19 protein-coding genes are annotated in these 17,518 nt (G+C 70.7%); 6 read left to right on the top strand and 13 right to left on the bottom strand.

Annotation, left to right across the window (positions count from 1 at the left end):
* Positions 1-75: 75 nt before the first annotated feature.
* The 8 genes from Aiant_RS03780 to Aiant_RS03815 form a co-directional block, all read right to left on the bottom strand.
* Positions 76-537, bottom strand: coding sequence for a flavin reductase family protein (locus Aiant_RS03780; protein WP_189330955.1), 462 nt, complete (start codon positions 535-537; stop codon positions 76-78).
* A gap of 1 nt (position 538) precedes the next feature.
* Complete coding sequence (locus Aiant_RS03785; RefSeq protein WP_189330956.1) at positions 539-2,425, bottom strand: tetratricopeptide repeat protein; 1,887 nt, start codon at positions 2,423-2,425, stop codon at positions 539-541.
* Between the two features lie 13 nt (positions 2,426-2,438).
* Entirely contained in the window at positions 2,439-3,638 is a 1,200-nt protein-coding gene (locus tag Aiant_RS03790) for a hypothetical protein (protein WP_189330957.1), read from the bottom strand.
* A 257-nt stretch (positions 3,639-3,895) separates the two neighbouring features.
* Positions 3,896-4,642, bottom strand: a complete 747-nt coding sequence (locus tag Aiant_RS03795) for an ABC transporter ATP-binding protein (RefSeq protein WP_189330958.1) — start codon at positions 4,640-4,642, stop codon at positions 3,896-3,898.
* Positions 4,639-5,388: an ABC transporter permease gene (locus Aiant_RS03800; RefSeq protein WP_189330959.1), complete on the bottom strand. Its 750-nt coding sequence runs from the start codon at positions 5,386-5,388 to the stop codon at positions 4,639-4,641. Before Aiant_RS03800 ends, Aiant_RS03795 begins: the two co-directional genes overlap by 4 nt.
* Positions 5,385-6,173 carry a class I SAM-dependent methyltransferase gene (locus tag Aiant_RS03805; protein ID WP_189330960.1) on the bottom strand — a complete coding sequence of 263 codons (789 nt, stop codon included), beginning with the start codon at positions 6,171-6,173 and terminating at the stop codon, positions 5,385-5,387. The genes Aiant_RS03800 and Aiant_RS03805 overlap by 4 nt, the downstream gene beginning before the upstream one ends.
* Before the next feature lie 4 nt (positions 6,174-6,177).
* The gene (locus Aiant_RS03810) at positions 6,178-7,176 is read right to left on the bottom strand and encodes an ABC transporter substrate-binding protein (RefSeq protein ID WP_189330961.1); all 999 of its coding nucleotides are present in this window, start codon (positions 7,174-7,176) and stop codon (positions 6,178-6,180) included.
* A gap of 194 nt (positions 7,177-7,370) precedes the next feature.
* A complete protein-coding gene (locus tag Aiant_RS03815) occupies positions 7,371-7,568 on the bottom strand; it encodes a hypothetical protein (protein ID WP_189330962.1) in 198 nt (65 codons plus the stop codon).
* 84 nt (positions 7,569-7,652) lie between these two features.
* On the opposite strand from Aiant_RS03815, the gene Aiant_RS03820 reads away from it, so the two are divergent.
* Positions 7,653-8,438, top strand: coding sequence for an aminotransferase class IV (locus Aiant_RS03820; protein WP_189330963.1), 786 nt, complete (start codon positions 7,653-7,655; stop codon positions 8,436-8,438).
* A gap of 43 nt (positions 8,439-8,481) precedes the next feature.
* Here the strand turns inward: Aiant_RS03820 and Aiant_RS03825 are convergent, their stop codons facing one another.
* Entirely contained in the window at positions 8,482-9,483 is a 1,002-nt protein-coding gene (locus Aiant_RS03825) for an NAD(P)H-dependent glycerol-3-phosphate dehydrogenase (protein ID WP_189330964.1), read from the bottom strand.
* A 210-nt stretch (positions 9,484-9,693) separates the two neighbouring features.
* Between Aiant_RS03825 and Aiant_RS03830 the strand changes: the two genes are divergently transcribed.
* Positions 9,694-10,116, top strand: coding sequence for an SgcJ/EcaC family oxidoreductase (locus Aiant_RS03830; protein ID WP_189330965.1), 423 nt, complete (start codon positions 9,694-9,696; stop codon positions 10,114-10,116).
* Between the two features lie 625 nt (positions 10,117-10,741).
* Here the strand turns inward: Aiant_RS03830 and Aiant_RS03835 are convergent.
* Positions 10,742-11,131, bottom strand: coding sequence for a PPOX class F420-dependent oxidoreductase (locus Aiant_RS03835; RefSeq protein ID WP_189330966.1), 390 nt, complete (start codon positions 11,129-11,131; stop codon positions 10,742-10,744).
* A gap of 66 nt (positions 11,132-11,197) precedes the next feature.
* Here Aiant_RS03835 and Aiant_RS03840 point away from each other — a divergent pair, with 66 nt between their 5' ends.
* Positions 11,198-11,623, top strand: a complete 426-nt coding sequence (locus Aiant_RS03840; RefSeq protein WP_189330967.1) for a MarR family winged helix-turn-helix transcriptional regulator — start codon at positions 11,198-11,200, stop codon at positions 11,621-11,623.
* Here the strand turns inward: Aiant_RS03840 and ileS are convergent.
* Together ileS and Aiant_RS03850 are read right to left on the bottom strand one after the other, a co-directional pair.
* A complete protein-coding gene (ileS, locus tag Aiant_RS03845) occupies positions 11,610-14,705 on the bottom strand; it encodes an isoleucine--tRNA ligase (RefSeq protein ID WP_189330968.1) in 3,096 nt (1,031 codons plus the stop codon). The genes Aiant_RS03840 and ileS overlap by 14 nt on opposite strands.
* 79 nt (positions 14,706-14,784) lie before the next feature.
* Positions 14,785-15,117, bottom strand: coding sequence for a group I truncated hemoglobin (locus Aiant_RS03850; RefSeq protein WP_245006643.1), 333 nt, complete (start codon positions 15,115-15,117; stop codon positions 14,785-14,787).
* A 126-nt stretch (positions 15,118-15,243) separates the two neighbouring features.
* On the opposite strand from Aiant_RS03850, the gene Aiant_RS03855 reads away from it, so the two are divergent.
* The 3 genes from Aiant_RS03855 (at position 15,244) to Aiant_RS03865 (ending at position 16,470) form a co-directional block, all read left to right on the top strand.
* Entirely contained in the window at positions 15,244-15,387 is a 144-nt protein-coding gene (locus Aiant_RS03855; protein WP_189330970.1) for a hypothetical protein, read from the top strand.
* Positions 15,388-15,483: 96 nt separating this feature from the next.
* Positions 15,484-15,657 carry a hypothetical protein gene (locus Aiant_RS03860; RefSeq protein ID WP_189330971.1) on the top strand — a complete coding sequence of 58 codons (174 nt, stop codon included), beginning with the start codon at positions 15,484-15,486 and terminating at the stop codon, positions 15,655-15,657.
* Positions 15,658-15,684: 27 nt separating this feature from the next.
* On the top strand, positions 15,685-16,470 hold the full coding sequence (locus tag Aiant_RS03865; RefSeq protein ID WP_189330972.1) for a carbon-nitrogen hydrolase family protein: 786 nt from the start codon (positions 15,685-15,687) through the stop codon (positions 16,468-16,470).
* 135 nt (positions 16,471-16,605) lie between these two features.
* Here the strand turns inward: Aiant_RS03865 and Aiant_RS03870 are convergent, their stop codons facing one another.
* Positions 16,606-17,403: a hypothetical protein gene (locus tag Aiant_RS03870; RefSeq protein ID WP_189330973.1), complete on the bottom strand. Its 798-nt coding sequence runs from the start codon at positions 17,401-17,403 to the stop codon at positions 16,606-16,608.
* Positions 17,404-17,518: the final 115 nt, after the last annotated feature.

The following is a 17,518-nucleotide window of genomic DNA, read 5'->3' on the forward strand; positions in this document are numbered from 1 at the left end:
GTAGGCGTCGCGGACCGCGACCGGCACTGTTCAGTAGGGTTTGGGACACGCGGGAAAATGGCCCGCGAAGTGGTATCAGGCTCCTGCCGTGCTGTATCGGCCCGCCGTGAACAGCAGCGACGGCTCCGGCCGCATCTCGTGCCCGACCACCTCGCCGATCAGGATGACGTGGTCACCGGCCGGGATCAGCCGGCGGGTCCGGCAGATCAGGTACGCGGCCACGTCCTCCAGCAGCGGCAGGCCCTCCGGGCCGGGGCGGCTCGCGATCCCCCGGAACCGGTCCCCCGGGCCGGCGAACCGCTCCGCCAGCTCCCGCTGCCCGGCGGCCAGGACGTTCACCGCGAAGCGCGGCGTGGTCACGAAGGCCGGGTGGCACCGCGAGTCCCGGCGCAGGCACCACAGCACCAGGGGCGGGACCAGCGACACCGAGGTGAACGAGTTGATGGTGAGCCCGACGTCGTGGCCGCCGTGGACGGTGGTCACCACCGCTACCCCGGTGGGGAACTTGCCGAGCACGTCGCGCAGGTTCCGGTGCATGTCATCGCCCTGCCAGTTCGGCGCGGGCGAGTTGCACGTCGGGGTCGTCGGGCGCCAGTTCGGCGGCCACGTCCAGGTCGGCCAGGGCCTGTGCGCGCTTCCCGGTGCGCCGATAGACGAAGGCACGGTTGTACCGCAGCGTCGGATCTGCCGGGAATTTCGTGATGACGTGGCTCAAGTCTCGCTCGGCCAGGTCGTTCTGCCCCATTTCGATGGCAACCGCGGCGCGCCCGGAGCGGGCGGTGACCAGGTCCGGGTCGGCCCGGACCGCGTGGTCGAAGGCGGCCAGGGCGGACTGATGATCGCCGCGCTCGGCGCGGATGCTCCCGGCGATGACGTGCAGGTGCGGGTTGCCGGGTTCGCGAGCGAGCCCGGCCTGCACGTCGCTCATCGCGGCGTCCAGCTCCCCCTGCTCCAGCCGGAGGGCGGCCCGGTTGACGTACGCGTCCACGAAGTCCGGATCCAGCTCCAGCACGTAATCGAAATCGGCCAGCGCGCCCTCGGTGTCGCCCTGGGAGGCCCGCAGGTCCCCCCGGTTGTAGTACGCCTCGTGGAACGCCGGCGACAGCCGCATCACCGTCTCGTACTCGGCCAGCGCCTCGTCGTCCCGGTCCAGCCGGCGCAGCAGGTTCGCCCGGTCGAAGTGGTACTCCGGCCAGTTCGGGTCGGCCTCGATCACCGCGGTGTAGTCGGCCAGCGCGTCCTCGATCCGGCCGAGCCCGGCGTTGACCTGGCCCCGGTTGTAGCGCAGCACCGAGCGGTGCAGCCGGTGCTCCCCCGGCTCGAAGAACGCGTCCATCCGGGCGATGCAGTCGTCCACCAGGCGCAGCGCCTCCGGCAGGTTGTTGTCGTGCACCTCGACCAGGGCCAGGCCGTTCTGCATGAACACGCCCTGGAAGACCCGCTCGCGCGGGTTCTGAAGGATCGAGGCGATCGCCACGGCCTGGTTGACCCAGCCCCGGGCAAGCGCCTGGTCACGCCGCTCCGGCGGGTGGTGGCGGGTGTAGAGCATGCCGGTCGCGTAGGCGGCGCCCATGTGGACGGCCGGGACCACGCTGTGCGTACGGGCCTCCTGGTAGAGCACCTCGGCCTCGGCGGGCCGCTCCAGGACCGCCAGGGCGGTGGTCATCCGCGAGGTGATGAACAGGTAGCGCAGCTCCGGCCGGTCCCAGCCGACCAGCCGCCGGGCCCGTTGCGCCAGGTCGATGGTGGCGTCGTAAAAGCCCATGACGCTGCAGTGGTCGACCGCGAACCGCAGGGCGGCGACGGCCCGCACGGCCGGGTCGGTGCCGCGCTCGCGGTGGTACGGGATGGCGCCGAGCCGCAGCGACACCTCGTCGGCGCGTTCCAGGTCGTCGGCCCGCCGGTCGTGCAGGCGGCGGCGCTCGTCCGGGCCGAGCGCCCGGTAGGCGGCCGGCTCCTCGGACAGACAATCGCTGTCGACGTACGCCTTCGCGTCAGTGGTCTCCGCCGCGGCGGCGACGAATCTCAGCGACAGCATCGCGGGGTCGAGCCGGCGCAGCATGACGGTCAGCAACTCGGTGTCCGTCGGGTCGGCCTGATCGGCGTTCTCGATCACCAGCATTCGCGGGCCGAGCTCGCCGGCCAGGTCGCGGAGGAACTCGGTGATGCCGTGCGCCAGCCGCCGGGTCCGCAGCCGCGAGTAGTAGCGGGTGCGCTCGGCCGGCACCGCCAGCCCGGTCAGCGTCTCCGGCGCGGCCGGCACCACGCCGTGCAGCTCGGGGGCCGCCGACAGGATCTCGATGGCGTGCGCCGCGACCAGATCGGGCGGCGCTTGCGGGACGACGGCTCGCAGGATCGTGCCGGCCATCGTGTACGGGCCGCGCAGCCGGCGGTGCGCGTTCACCGGCGGGGTCAGGTGCCTCATGGTGTGCTCCAAGTCAGTCGAGAACGTGGGCCGGCGCCGGCGCGCGGTCGCGCCGCGCCCGCCACAGCAGGTAGCCGAGGGCCACGAACTGCACGAGGTTGACCAGCAGGAAGGCGACCGAGTCGGTGACGCCGGCGAGTCCGGAACCGTCGGACAGGTGGCCGAGCACGACGCTGAACATGTGGTAGGTCGCCGGGATCCCGGCCAGCAGCAGGGTGCCGATGGAGAACGCGTAACCGACCACCAGCAGCCACGAGTACCAGCGGGCGACCGCCCGGTCGGTGGGATGCCAGACCGTCTCGTCGAGCAGGTGGGCGCGCCGGCCGAGCAGCCGGTTCACCCGGTTGGCGATGGTCCGCCGGGCGGTCTTCTGGAGGTCGACGCAGCCGAACACGGTGACGATCACGTGGTAGAGGTCAGTCTGGAGGTAGAAGTAGAACTGCCAGACGAAGCGCAGCAGGGTGGCGAAGGCCATGGCCAGGCAGATGCCGCCGACCAGCGGCTCGGTCCCGTCCGGGCGGCGCAGCGCGGCGGCCACCAGGGTCAGCACGGCCACCGCCACCAGGTCGACCAGCATCCCGGCGAGCATGGGCAGGTACCGCTTGGCGCGGGGCACCGCGACCAGCCCGTCCAGCGACGTCTCGACGACCACGAAGTAGAGCCTCCGGCCGATCCCCATCCGGGACCGCAGGCCGAGGCGGCGGCCCGCGAGGGCGTGGAAGGACTCGTGCAGCAGGATGAACGGGAACTGGCCGACGAAGACGACCATCACCACCACGGTCACGTACGGCGAGAAGAACAGGTTGCTGTAGTGCGGGGTCAGGGCGGGTTCGCGGATCATCGCGAGCACCGCGGCGAGCAGCAGCAGCGCGTAACCGGCCATCGCGACCGGTGAGAACAGCGCCCGGCCCAGCCGCTGCCAGCGGACCGGTTCGTTCAGGACGATGAGTTCTCCGGGCGCGGCGACGAACTCCATCTCGACCATCGCCTCGAGGAACTCCTCGATGTCCACGGGCTGACCGAAGGCCTGTTCGTACCATTCGGCGGCGACCCGCGGCGGCATGCCCCCGATGAGTTCACGCAGCAGCGCCGCGCCGTCGGCCGGGAGTACACAGTAGGCGTCGATGTCGGCCCGGCCGACCGTCACGTCGTCGCCCTCGTCGAGCATCGTCAGCTGGTGCATCCGCACCGGCAGGTCCAGGTCCACGGCCATGGTTGGTCTCCCGCTGGAAAGGTGGGCGGGGCTCCCGATGCGGCGGGAGCCCCGGGTTCTCGATCAGGCGACACCACAGCTCGGGCTGTAGGGACACAGCGCCGCACTCGTCAGGCGCACGGCACCGGCCTTACGCACGTTGATCTTCTTCATGGCTTACCTCCCCCCGGAAGCTCTGAGTTCTGCCGCAGAGCATGTCCAGCGGGAATGTCCCGGGCACAGGGACAGCCATCCCGGCGGGCCGGGAAAAACGCCCGTCAGTACAGGAGGTCGTGCAGTTCCGCGATGCACGCGGCCGCATCCGCCACGTGCGCGTTGTGCCCGAACGACCGGGGCCGCGGAATCTTCACGTCGAGCACCCGGCGGACCTGGCCCGGGCGGGCGCTGAGCACCACGACCCGGTCGGCGAGCAGCACCGCCTCGGAGATGGAGTGCGTGACGAAGACCGTGGTGGCCGGCCTGGTCAGGTGCATCTCCTGCAACTGCGCGGCCAACTCCTCGCGGGTCAGCGCGTCCAGGGCGGAGAACGGCTCGTCCATCAGCAGCACCCGGGGCCGCTGGATCAGCGCCCGGCAGAGCGCCACCCGCTGCTGCATGCCGCCGGAGAGCTCGTAGGGATGCCGCCGGTGGAACCCGGCCAGCCCCACCGTGTCCAGCAGTTCCGCGGCCCGTGCCTGGTATTCGGCCCGGGGCAGGCGCTGGATCTCCACCGGCAGCATGACGTTGCCCAGCACGGTGCGCCACGGCAGCAGCGCGGGCAGCTGGTGCATCAGCACCACGTCCCGGCGCGGCCGCAGCACCGGCGAGCCGTCGATCGTCACCCGGCCCGCGGTCGGCGCGAGCAGCCCGGCCATCAGGCGCAGCAGCGTCGACTTGCCGCAGCCGGAGCGGCCGATGACGGCGACGAACTGGCCCTCCGCGATCTCCAGGTCGATGTCGCGCAGCGCCGCCACCTCGCCGCCCCGGGTGGTGAACGTCCGCGACACCCGCTCCAGATCGATCATCCGGAGATCGCCCGCGCCCACGGCACCAGCCACCGTTCCAACGCCACGACCAGGTAGAACAGGGTGGTGCTGAGCACCGCGAGCAGGGTGATCGCGGCGAAGGCGAGCGGCGTGTCCAGCGACATGCCGGACTGCACGATCACCGCGCCGAGGCCGTTGCCCGGGTTGTTGATCTCGGCGACCACGGCGCCGATCACCGCGAGGGTGACGGCCACCTTCAGACCGGTGAACACTTGCGGCAGCGCCCACGGCAGGCGGATCTTGACGTACGTCTGCCAGGGCGACGCGGACAGCGAACGGCTCAGCTCGCCCAGCTCGGCCGGCGTCGAGGTGAGCCCGGCCATGGTCGCCACCACCACCGGGAACACGCAGATCAGCACGACCAGCACGACCTTCGGCCGGGACCCGAAGCCGAGCCAGACCACCAGCAGCGGGGCGAGGGCGACCTTGGGGATCGAGTTCAGTGCCACCAGCACCGGCAGCATGGCCCGCTCCACCGCGCGCCACGCGGTCAGCAGCACCGCCACCACCAGCCCGGCCACCACCGCGAGACCGAAACCGGTCAGCGTCTCGGTCGCCGTGGCCCCGGTCTCGCGCAGCAGGTATCCGGGCTGGGCGCGGAAGGCCGCCACGATGTCCGGCGGGGCGGGCAGGATGATCTGCCGGATGCCGAACACCACGGTCGCGGCCCACCACACCGCGATCGTGCCGAGCACCCCGGCGATCGGCAGCGCGACCGCTTTCACGCGCGGTGTCCCACCGTCGAATAGGTCAGAATCCCCCGCACCACCAGCCGCGGGTCCTCGGCCAGCTCGCACAGCCGGCCCAGCTCGCGCTCGGTGAGCCCGGCCGCGAGCATGCCGGCCCGCTGCTGCTCGACGTTCACCGCGATGAGCCGCGCCCCCGCCGTGCCGCCCGCCCAGGACCGGGCCCGCACCTCGGTGGTCACGTCGGTCAGCCCGGCCGCCAGCATCGCGGCGTGCACCCGGCACCCCCACGCCGGATCGTTGCCGTTCGCCGGCAGCAACTGCCCCACCAGGATGTCGTAATAGCGTTCGACCAGCTCAGCGGCGCTGGCGTCCGGCGCGGCGAGGACCACCCCGCGGATCGCCGACGCCCATTCCTCGATCAAGAGCATCCCTTCCGGTACGAGGGACGCCGCCAGCCGTCGCAGAACGTCGACCCGGCTGGGCAGGTGGGACAGCACCAGCCGGGCGTGGATCAGGTCCCACGGTGGTTCCGGGACGGGTTCGGTCACCAGGTCGTGGCGCAGCACCCGATAGCCCGCACCGGCCCGCAGGTGCTGTGGCTTCAGGTCGGTGGCCAGCACCTGGCCGCCCTGGGCGGCCAGCCAGGCCGCGATGCTGCCGCCGCCCGCGCCGACCTCCAGGCAGCGCCGCCCGGTGAGGTCGGCTTCTCGCTCGAGCCGCTCGACGGTGAACGGGTCGAGGATCTCGGCGAGCAGCTCGTGCCGCAGCGCCGCGATCGGGTCGTCGTTGTCGAACGAGTACGTCCCCCGCCGCGTCGTCATCGGCTCAGCCCGTCGGGGCCAGCGCGAAGTCGACGACCGCTTCCGGGGTCAGGCTGCCCGGCGGGATCAGCTTGTTCTTCTCCAGGGTCGCGATGGCGCCGGCCACCCGCTGCTTGTCGATCACCCCGGACGTCTTCACGTACGGCGTCATCAGCGTGATCTCGCCGACCGCTGCGGTCACGTCCGCGGCGGGCTGCGCCTTCTTCATGATCTCGGCGGCCTCCTGCGGGTGCTCGATCGTGTACGCCAGCCCCTTGAGCGCCGCGTCACGGAACCGGCGGGCCAGGTCGGGGTTGCCCTGGGTGATGCTCACCGGCGCGATCAGGCCGTTGCCGTACAGCTCCGGCAGGTACGCGCTGTACGGGTTGACGATCGTCTTCTTGCCACCGGCGGCTTTCTCCAGGCCCTTCGCGCCGATCAGGAAGGTGCTCAGCGCGTCCACCCGCCCGCTGGCCAGCAGCGCGGGCAGCTGCGGCGGCGGCGCGTTGACCCACTGCACCCTGCTCTGATCGATCCCGGCCAGCGTCGCGTAGGCCGGGAAGAGCAACTGGTTCACCGAGCCGGTCGCGGCGCCCAGCTTGCGCCCCTCGAGATCCTTCGGCTTGGCGACCGCGGAGCCCTCCAGCGAGATGATCGAGACCAGGGTCTGCTGGTGGATCGCGGCGATCGTGCGGACGTCCTTGTACTGCCCCTTGCCGGCCAGGATCCAGGTGCCGGTCAGGTCGAGGTTGGCGAACTGGGCCTGGCCGGCGGCGAGCACCTTGAGGTTCTCCCCGGTCGCGGCGCCCAGCTGGATGGTGACGTCGATCCCGGCGTCCCGGAAATAGCCCTTCTCCTGCGCCACCCAGGCGAACGCGTCGCGGCCCACCGCGCCGAACGCGGTGAGATAGGTGACCTTGTCAGCGGCGGGTTTGCCGTTGTCCGGCTGCTCGTCGTCACCGCATCCGCTGAGCAGCAACGTGGTCGCCAGAATCGCGGCGAGCACGGCGGAGACACGCCTCATCGCACTTTCCCCCGTATCGGCAAACACATTGATCAACAACGATGCCTTGTGTGTTTGCAGCGTATCGGAGTAATCGGTCGCGCGGACAGCCCCGGATGTGCACGCTCTCCGGATGACGAACAGCGATCCATGGAGTGCGGACGCCGCCCGGCGCTACGCGCCGGGCGGCCAGTTCGACCAACGGCTGAATGCGATCAACGGCTGAACGAGAAGCGGCGCTTCTTCTGCGGGCGGAAGCCCTGCACCAGATCCGCGCCCTGTCGCAGCATCCGGCTCGCCCGGGTGGAGCCGCGGCGCGCTTCGAGACGGTCACTGAGCTTCCGGGCTCCTGCCGCCGCCAGCGGGATCGCGATCGCCATCACCACGTACTTCCGAATCAAGCTGAAAATCATGCGAACACTCCTTGGCAGATCAGGCATTAACCGCCAAATACCCACCTCGCGGCCGGGGCAATCACGGGCTGACACCATGGCCTCGTGGCACATGTGGAGATCAACGGCGGCCCGGCTTCCGTCGAGGCGGTCCATCGGGTCGCGACCTGGAACTACGGGCACTTCACGTCGATGCAGGTCCGGCAGCGCGCCGTGGCCGGTCTGGCGCTCCATCTCCATCGGCTCCGGGACGGGTCGCGGGAGCTCTTCCCGGAGCGGGCGGCGCCTTCCGAGCGCACGATCGTCGAGCTCGTCAGGCACGCGCTCGGTGATCAGAAGGACGCCTCGGTTCGCGTCACCGTCGTCCCCGCCGGTTCGGACCCGGAGGGCGTCGACGTCATGGTGTCCGTCTCCGAGCCGGCCCCGGACGCCGCGGGCGCGCCGCTGCGGGTGCGGACCGTCACCTACGAGCGGGAACTGCCGCACCTCAAGCACGTGGCGACCCTGGGCCTGACCTATCACTACCTCGCGGCCCGCGCGGCGGGATTCGACGATGCCCTCTTCGTCGCCCGGGACGGCAGGATCAGTGAGGGGTCGGTCTGGAACGTCGCGTTCTGGGACGGCGAGCGGGTGATCTGGCCGGATGCCCCGCAGCTCACCGGCATCACGATGCAGGTGTTGCGGCTCGGCCTGAAGAAGCTCGGCATCCCCGACGAGCAACGAACGCTCACCGCCGCCTCACTGCCCGGCATGAGAGCCGCCGCCGCGGCCAACTCCCGCTGCCCGGCCCAGCCCATCGCCACCATCGGCGAAACCACCCTGCCCGACTCCGCGGAGTTCGCAGCTCTGCTGCGGGAGGCCTGGCGCGCGATGCCCTGGGACGATCTCTGAGCAGCCCGGCAGGGCCGTCGCAGCCCGCTCGGAGTAACTTCCCTCAGCCGGGTTCGGACTCGTGACCGGCCGGGTGGGAGCGCAGGAGGCCGGCGTAGGCGCGTTCGGCGGTGATATCGCCGGTGATGACACGGTGGATCGTGCGGGTGATCGGCATGGGCAGGCCGTGGCGGTCGGCCAACTGGACGGCGGCGTGCACCGTCTTGACGCCCTCGGCGACCTGCCCCATCTCGGCGAGGATGTCGTCCAGGCTGCGCCCGCGGCCGAGCTGCTCGCCCACGTGCCGGTTGCGGCTGTGCGGGCTGATGCACGTCGCCACCAGGTCGCCCATCCCGGCCAGCCCGGCAAGCGTGCTCGGCTCGCCGCCCATCGCGACCGCGAGGGTGGTCAGCTCGGCCAGCCCGCGGGAGATCACTCCGGCCCGGGTGTTGTCGCCGACGCCCAGCCCCTGCGCGATGCCGGTGGCGATCGCCACCACGTTCTTCAGCGCGCCACCGACCTCGCAGCCGATCACGTCGTGGTTGGTGTAGACGCGCAGCAGCCCCCGGCGGAACACCCGCTGGATCTCGGTCGCCACGGTCAGATCCTCGGTCGCGATCACCGTGGCCGCCGCCATCCCGGACATGATCTCCTTGGCCAGGTTCGGCCCGGTGAGCGCGGCGGCGGGGTGCCCCGGCAGCACCTCCTTGATCACCTCGGTCATCCGCAGCAGCGAGTCACGCTCCAGCCCCTTGCTGAGGCTCACCACCGGAATCCACGGGTGCAGGTCCGGCCGCACCCGCTCCAGCGTGTCCCGGAACGCGCCGGTCGGCACACCCACGACCAGCAGCTCCGCGTGCGACGCCGCCTCCGCCAGATCCGAGGTGGCCCGAAGCCGAGCCGGAAGCGAAAAGCCCTCGAGATAACGCTCGTTGCTGTGCTTGGCGTTGATCTCGTCCGCCGTCTCCGGATTACGCGCCCAGATCAACGATTCATGATCGCGCCGGGTGAGCACGGAAGCGACCGTCGTACCCCACGAACCAGCCCCCAGCACAGTGATCCTCATGATTGCCCCTTCGGTCGGCGCGCGAGTTGAGGATACGGCGGCGGGCACCATTTTCCGGTCCGCCGACGCGCTGCAAAAGGTCGCGGTCCGAGCTTTTCGTAACGCCGGCGGATCGAACCGTCGCGTGGCTTTGTCCGGCCGCGCACCGTCGGGAGCTACGCGTCACAGCGGGCTTGACCTGTAGTGCGGTTCAAGTTCGACGATCGCGGCATGACCATCACGCATGAACGGCAGGCGGAGATCGCCGCCATCGAGCAGGTCGTTGCGAGCGTGGAGCACGCGCAGCGGCACGAGTTGGTGGACGAATTCGTCGCACTCTTCCGGGAGGATGCCGTGTGGACGACCGGTGCCGGAAAGCTGCTCCTGGGGCGGGACGCGATCGCCGCCTTCACCCGGGAGGTGTTGCCGGGCGCGATGAAGGACCTCATTCCTTCGTACGAGGTGGTGCACGTGCTGTTCATCCGCCCGGATGTGGCGGCGGTCAAGGTCCGGCAGCGGTACTTCTCACCGGACGGTGCCCTGGTGGCCGAGATGGGTGAGGGCAGTCCGCTCTACGTGATGTCCCGGGAGGCCGGCCGCTGGCTCCTCACCGCCAACCAGAACACGCTGGTGGCCGCCGACCCCCAGCCCTGACGCACGACGGCGCCGCAGGACCGGGCGGCCGGCCCGCGACGCGAACAACGCGACCGACCCCCGATCCCCCACCGCGGACACCCCCGCGACCCCCGATCCCCCGGGCGGGGGCACCGCGACCGACCCGCGATCCTCCGGCGGGGGCACCGCGACCGACCCTCAATCCTCCGGCGCGGACATCCTCGCCGACCCCCGATCCTGCGACGGGGGCACCGCGACCGACCCGCGATCCTCCGGCGGGGGCACCGCGACCGACCCTCAATCCTCCGGCGCGGACATCCCCGCCGACCCCCGATCCTCCGGCGCGGACATCCCCGCCGACCCCCGATCCTCCGGCGCGGACATCCCCGCCGACCCCCGATCCTGCGACGGGGGCACCGCGACCGACCCGCGATCCTCCGGCGGGGGCACCGCGACCGACCCCCGATCCTCCGGCGCGGACATCCCCGCCGACCCCCGATCCTGCGACGGGGCACCGCGACCGACCCGCGATCCTTCGCGCGGACACCCCCGCCCCCGATGCTCCGGCGGGCACCGTGGCCGACCCGCGATCCTGGCGCGGATCACGCCGCGCGGATCACGCCGCGCGAATCACGCCGCGCGAATCACGCCGCGCGGATCGGGACTACTGGAAGCTGACGGCGGTGGGGCGGACCACCAGGACGACGCGGTGCTCGGCGTCGCCGGGCGGCCCGTCGAACCGCATGCCGTAACGGTCGGCGAGCTTGGCGAAGAACTCGGTGCCCGGATCCGGATCGGTGCGCTCCAGGACGCCGCGGACCTCCAAGTAGCGGTAGGGCTGGTCCGGATCGGTCACCGAGAGGCTGATCCGGGGATCGGCCTTAAGATTCTGAAACTTGCGGCGGATCGTGGTGTTCGTGAAATACAGAAACTCCCCGTCATAGCTGAACCACATCGGGTTGACCTGCGGCTGGCCGTCGTGGCGAACGGTACCGAGGTGGCCGAAGAGCGGGCGCTCGAGAAGGTCGACATGGCTGTCCGGGATGACACTCATAGCTCGACCATATATCAGAGCTCTGTTACTCGACAGTCCACTGCGCACGCGACGTAGACTGTCGCGATGGAACTGGGTGATCGCCTCGGTCTCGTCATCAAACGAGCCGAGCAGGCGCTGATCGCGCGGAAGACCGCGGCGCTGCGGGAGTTCGAGCTGACGGTGCCGCAATACGCCGCGTTGCTGCTGCTGGCGTCGGCCGAGGGGATGTCGGCGGCACAGCTGGCCCGGGAGTCGATGGTGACGCCGCAGACCATGTCCACGGTGCTGGCCAACCTGGAGGCGAAAGGCCTGATCACCCGGGCGCCGTCCCCGATGCACCAGAAGCTGGTGGTGAACCGCGTGACACCGGCCGGGCACGCCGTGCTGGCGGACGCCGACGCCGCGGCAAGCCGGATCGAGGGCCGGCTTGCCGCCGCGTTCAGCGACGCGGAACGTGCTCAGTTACAGACACTGCTGGAACGCGCGATCGGCGAGCTCACGCGCGAGTGAGCCAGAAGGTCAGTCCGATCGACTCGTCGGTGAAGGCCTGGGGGTCGCTCCAGTCCGGCTCGCCGCTGGCGAAGTCGGTGGCCAGAACCTCGTCGGCGACCAGGTCGCCGTGCTCGGTCAGGGTCAGCGCGGTCTCCGCCTCGGCACGGTAACGCAGCCGGATCCGGTCGGAGACCTCCAGACCACTCGACTTGCGGGCCTCCTGGATCTGCCGAATCGCGTCGCGAGCCAGGCCGGCCCGCCGCAGTTCCGGCGTGAGGTGCAGGTCCAGTGCCAGGGTCGCCCCGGCGTCCGAGGCGACGGCCCAGCCCTCGCGGGGCGTCTCGGTGATCACGACCTCGTCCACGGCGAGAACGACCTGTTCGTCGCCGACTGTCACGGTCGCCGCTCCGGTCGTACGCAAACTGGTTTTGAGGTCTGCGGCGTCAGCCGCCTGGATCGCGGCCGCGACCTGCTGGACGGCCTTGCCGAACCGCTTGCCCAGGGCCCGGAAGTTGGCCTTGGCCGTGGTGTCGACGAACGAACCGGCCAGCGGCTCGACCGCGTTGACGTTGAGCTCCGCGGCGATCTCGTCGAGCAACTCGGACGGCAGGTCCGCGCCGCTGGAGACGAGCGCGCGGGACAACGGCTGGCGGATCTTGAGACCGGACTCAGAGCGGGCGGTGCGACCCAGCTCGACCAGTCGCCGCGTGGTCGCCATCTGCGCGGAGAGTCGCTGGTCGACGAGTGCTGCGTCCGCCTCCGGGAACGCGGCCAGGTGCACCGACTGCGGGGCCTGCGGGTCGACCGGGACGATCAGGTCCTGCCAGACCTGCTCGCTGACGAACGGGGTGATCGGCGCCATCAGCAGCGTCACGGTGCGGAGCGCCTCGTGCAGGGTGGCGAGAGCGGCCGGGTCACCGCGCCAGAACCGGCGACGGCTGCGCCGGACGTACCAATTGGAGAGGTCGTCGATGAACGCGGCGATCAGCTTGCCGGTCTCGTGCGGGTCGAAGGCGGCCAGGGCGGCGTCGACCTTCGTGATGAGCTGCTGCAACTCGGAGAGAACCCAGCGGTCCAGGGCGGATCGCTGCTCGGGCGCCGGGTCCGCCGCGGTCGGCGTCCAGCCCGCGGTCCGGCCGTAGAGTGCCTGGAAGGCGACGGTGTTCCAATACGTCAGCAGGACCTTGCGGACCACCTCCTGCAACGCCGCGTGACCGACGCGCCGGGCCGACCACGGGGAGCCGACGGCAGCCATGTACCAGCGGACCGCGTCGGCGCCGTGCTGGTCCATCAGCGGGATCGGCTCGAGGATGTTGCCGAAGTGCTTGGACATCTTGCGGCCGTCCTCGGCGAGGATGTGGCCGAGGCAGACGACGTTCTCATACGACGAGCGGTCGAAGACCAGGGTGCTGACGGCCATCAGCGTGTAGAACCAGCCGCGGGTCTGGTCGATAGCCTCCGAGATGAACTGGGCGGGGAAGCGGGACTCGAACAGCTCCCGGTTCTGATAGGGGTAGCCGAACTGGGCGAACGGCATCGAACCGGAGTCATACCAGCCGTCGATGACCTCGGGGACACGGGTCGCTTCCACGCCGCACTCGGGGCACGCGAAGGTCACCTCGTCGATGAACGGCCGGTGCGGATCCAGACCGGACAGGTCACGGCCGGTCAGGGTGGACAGCTCCGCCCGCGAGCCGATGCAGGTCAGGTGGCCGTCCGGGCAGCGCCAGATCGGCAGCGGGGTGCCCCAGTAACGGTTGCGGGACAGCGCCCAGTCGACATTGTTGGTGAGCCAGTCACCGTAGCGGCCGTGTTTGAGGTTGGCCGGCTGCCAGTTGGTCCGCTCGTTCTCCCGGAGCATGGCGTCGCGCACGGCGGTGGTGCGCACATACCACGATGGCTGGGCGTAGTAGATCAGGGCGGTGTGGCACCGCCAGCAGTGCGGATACTTGTGTTCGTAGGGCTCGTGCCGGAACAGCCGCCCGCTCTCCCGCAGCTCCTCGACGAGCGGCGCGTTCGCCTCGCGGAAGAACATGCCGCCGACCAGCTCGATCTCCGGCTCGAACGTCCCGTCCCGCCGGACCGGGTTCACCATCGGCAGCCCGTAGGCGCGGCAGCTGGCCAGGTCGTCCGCGCCGAACGCCGGCGCCTGGTGCACCAGGCCGGTGCCGCTGTCGGTGGTCACATAACTCGCCAGGATCACGATGTGCGCGTCCGGCACGTCGACCAGCTGGAACGGTGGCTGGTAGGTCCAGCGCTCCAGCTCCTTGCCCTGATATGTCTCGCCGGTGGGCGTCCAGCCCTCCGGGATCAGGGGCTCGGCGACCACCAGTCGCTCCTTGCCGTCGGTGACGACCGCATAGGTCACCGAGGGGTGCACCGCGACCGCGGTGTTGGACACCAGGGTCCACGGTGTGGTCGTCCAGACCAGCAGCGACGCGGCGCCCGCGAGCGGACCGGAGGTCAGCGGGAACCGCACGTAGACCGACGGGTCGACGTCGATCTCGTAGCCCTGGTCCAGCTCGTGGTCGGAGAGCGTGGTCTGGTCGCGCGGGCACCACGGCGCCACCCGGAAGTCCTCGACCAGCAGACCCTTGTCGAAGATCTGCTTGAGCGACCACCACACCGAGTCGATGTATTCCGGGTCCATCGTGCGGTAGGCGTCGTCCATGTCGACCCAGTAGCCCATGCGATGGGTGAGCTCGGTGAACGCGTCGGTGTGCCGGGTCACCGAGTCGCGGCACTTGGCGTTGAACTCGGCGACGCCGTAGGCCTCGATGTCCTGCTTGCCGGTGAAGCCCAGCTCTTTCTCCACGGCCAGCTCGACCGGCAGGCCGTGACAGTCCCACCCGGCTTTGCGGGCCACGTGGAAGCCCTTCATCGTCCGGTAGCGCGGGAACACGTCCTTGAAGACGCGCGCCTCGATGTGGTGCGCGCCGGGCATCCCGTTCGCGGTCGGCGGGCCCTCGTAGAAGACCCACTCGGGACGGCCTGCGGACTGGCGCAGGCTCTGCCCGAAGACGTCGTGCTCACGCCAGAAACGCAGGATCGCGTGGTCGAGAGCGGGAAGATCAACCTGGGCGGGAACCGGACGATACATGCGGACGACCCTACTCAGCCCTGCTCAGCGGCGTGGCAGTGAATTGTCCACGGTCCGGAATTCGTGAGTGGGACCTGCGTCACTCGACCACGTCGGCGGCCGACTCGCGCAGCACGCCACGCACCGCGGCCAGCACGTCGTCGTCCGCGCCCAGCCCGGCCAGAATCCCGAGCAGATAGGCCCCGACCAGGTCATAGTGCGCCGGCACGACGCCGAGTCCGAGGTGCGCGCCGCGCAGATCCCGTCCGGTGTACTCCGCCGGACCGCCGAGCACCTGGCTGAGCAGCGCGACCATGTGCCCTTTGAGCCGGCCCAGATCCAGCCCCTGGAAGTAATCGGACAGCCGCTCATCAGCGAGAACGACCCGGTACAACGCGTCGACCGCGGCCGTCACCGCGGTCTGCCCGCCCACGCGGGCATAGAAAGACCCATCCACAGGTCCGAACATAGAGGTCCGGCGATGCGTTTGTCCGACCGCACATTTCCCGTACGCCCAGCCGACCGGATTTTGTCGGTGGGTCCCGCTACCTTGCCGTCCATGCCCGCCGATCTGACGTTCGAGCACCTCGCCTCGGTGATCCGAGGCGGTGACGTGAAGTCCGTCGCCACCGCCCTGACCGCGGTGGACGAGCCGGTCCGCCGTGCCCTGGCCGCCCCGCTGCGAGACTTCCGGGCCACGTGAGTCGTGAGCCGTGAGCGCGGACGGTGAGCGGTGAGCGCGGACGGTGAGCCGTGAGCGGTGAGCCGTAGGCCCGCGAACCGGGAGCTGGGAGCCGACATGACCGTCCACCTCATCGGGCACATCGGGCTGGGTGAGAAACGCTCGATCGAGGACCGCAGCCGTCCGAGCAGTCCGAGCACTGGGGAGTCGCGACCGGACAGCACCCCGGGCGACGACTGCCGTAGCCGGGCCGGGCCGGGCGCGCTGCAACGGGGATCGATGTGGCGTTGAAAGGGACCATCAGGGCAGGATGGGCCGATGCGAGTGTCGATCTTGGTGGGTCAGGTGCCCGCGGTCTGGGACGTGGCGACGAACCTGGCAACCGTGCGGGACGTCGTCGAGGAGGCCCGGGCCGGGGACGTCGTGGTGCTGCCGGAGGGGCTGCTGTCCGGTTACGGCGAGGATCTGAGCCCGCTCGAAGGCCTCGACCCGGCCGAGTTGGCGGCCGCGATCGGGCAGGTGGAGCAGCTCGCCCGGCGGCACGGGGTGCACGTGTTCTGCGGATCGCTGCTGCCGGAGGGCGGTGGGTGGGCGAACGCCGGGCTCTACTTCGCCGCCGATGGTGGTCACCAGGTCTATCGGAAGATCAACCTGGCGATGAACGAGCGGGGGCCGCTGCGGGCCGGTGACAGCCTGCCGACCTACACAGTTGCCGGGGCGGACGGCTCGCGGTTCGTCGCCGGGATGCAACTGTGCCGGGAGATCCGGTTTCCGGAGCAGTGGCAGTATCTGGCGGCGGCCGGGGCTGAGCTGCTGCTCTACCTGACCAACGCGGCCAACCCCAACGAACCGGCCGGGGTCTGGCGGAGCCATCTGATCAGCCGGGCGGCGGAGAACCAGCGATTCCTGGCGTCGGCCAACGTCGTCAGCCCGGATCAGCACTGCCCGAGCATGGTGGTGTCGCCGCGCGGCGAGGTGCTCGCGGAGTTGCCCGCCGGGCAGCGCGGTCTGCTGCGGCACACCGTCGACCTCGGTGAGACCAGCGGCTGGTACCTCGGCCAACGCCGCCGGGACGTCGTCTCCCTGACCTACCACGGCAGCTGACCAGGGCCGTCGCGGAGGACGGCGCGGCGCGCGCCGATACTGCACGCTGCGCTACCACGGCAGCTGACCATGACCGCCGCGCAGACCAACGCGACACGGCGCCGATACGGCAGCTGACCAGGACCGCCGCGGAGGTCAGCTCGGGGCAGGGCCCACACCGCACGTGGTGATGCCGTGCGCCTGGAGCACTCGGTGACTACGGCTGACCGCCTCATGACTGCCGACGGCGACAGGACAACCGCCGACGCGCCCCGCGTACAGGGTCAGCAGCACGGCGTGGGCCAGGGTAATGCCGGGCAGGGCCGACCAGAGCGCGGTCACGGCGGAATCGAGCGTGTGGGCCCGGTCGGCGCCCAGGTAGACGGCGGCGACCGGGGAACGATCGAGGCAGTACGGGACCGGGGCGGACGGGTCGACGGATTGCAGCGCCGGCCACAGGGACTCGACCAATGCGGGCAGGTCGGTTTCGCCACGGAAGTCCCGGCCCGCGGGCCGGGGCGGGCTGGTGAGGGGCTCGGACGAGACGAACGGGGCCGCGCACTCGGGACAGTGGCCGAGGAGGTGGTTCGCCTGGCGTGCCAGCTCGCCGGGGTGCTCGGCCGCGTGGATCAGGTTCGCGAAGGGACCGTTGGCGTAGCGGGAGCGGATGGCGCGTTTGATCCGGCGGGCCGCCGCGAAGGCGTCCGGGCCGCGCAGCAGCAGGACCTCGGAAGGCGCCGTGCACAGGTAACGGCCGAGGAAGGCGTGCATCAGGACGTGCCCGTCCTCGGTGTACTCCGACCAGAGGAAACGCACGTCGGCGGGGGTCAGGGAGACCGGGTGGCGGCAGGCGACGACCAGCCCCTCGGCGGCGACGGCGGCGTCCACGGCCGCGCGCCGGTCCGTACCCGAGCAGTCGGGTTTGAGGAGGACGAACGCACGCGACGGATTCACTCGGCGGCGATCTCGCGGTCGACCGGCTGATCCAGCGCGGCGGCCGGTGCCCGGTACAGCACATCCATCAGGCGCGGGGGCGCCGGGTCGCCGTCGCCTCCACCCCGCGCTCGGC

Origin of the sequence: Actinoplanes ianthinogenes (assembly GCF_018324205.1) — a bacterium.
GTDB lineage: Bacteria > Actinomycetota > Actinomycetes > Mycobacteriales > Micromonosporaceae > Actinoplanes > Actinoplanes ianthinogenes.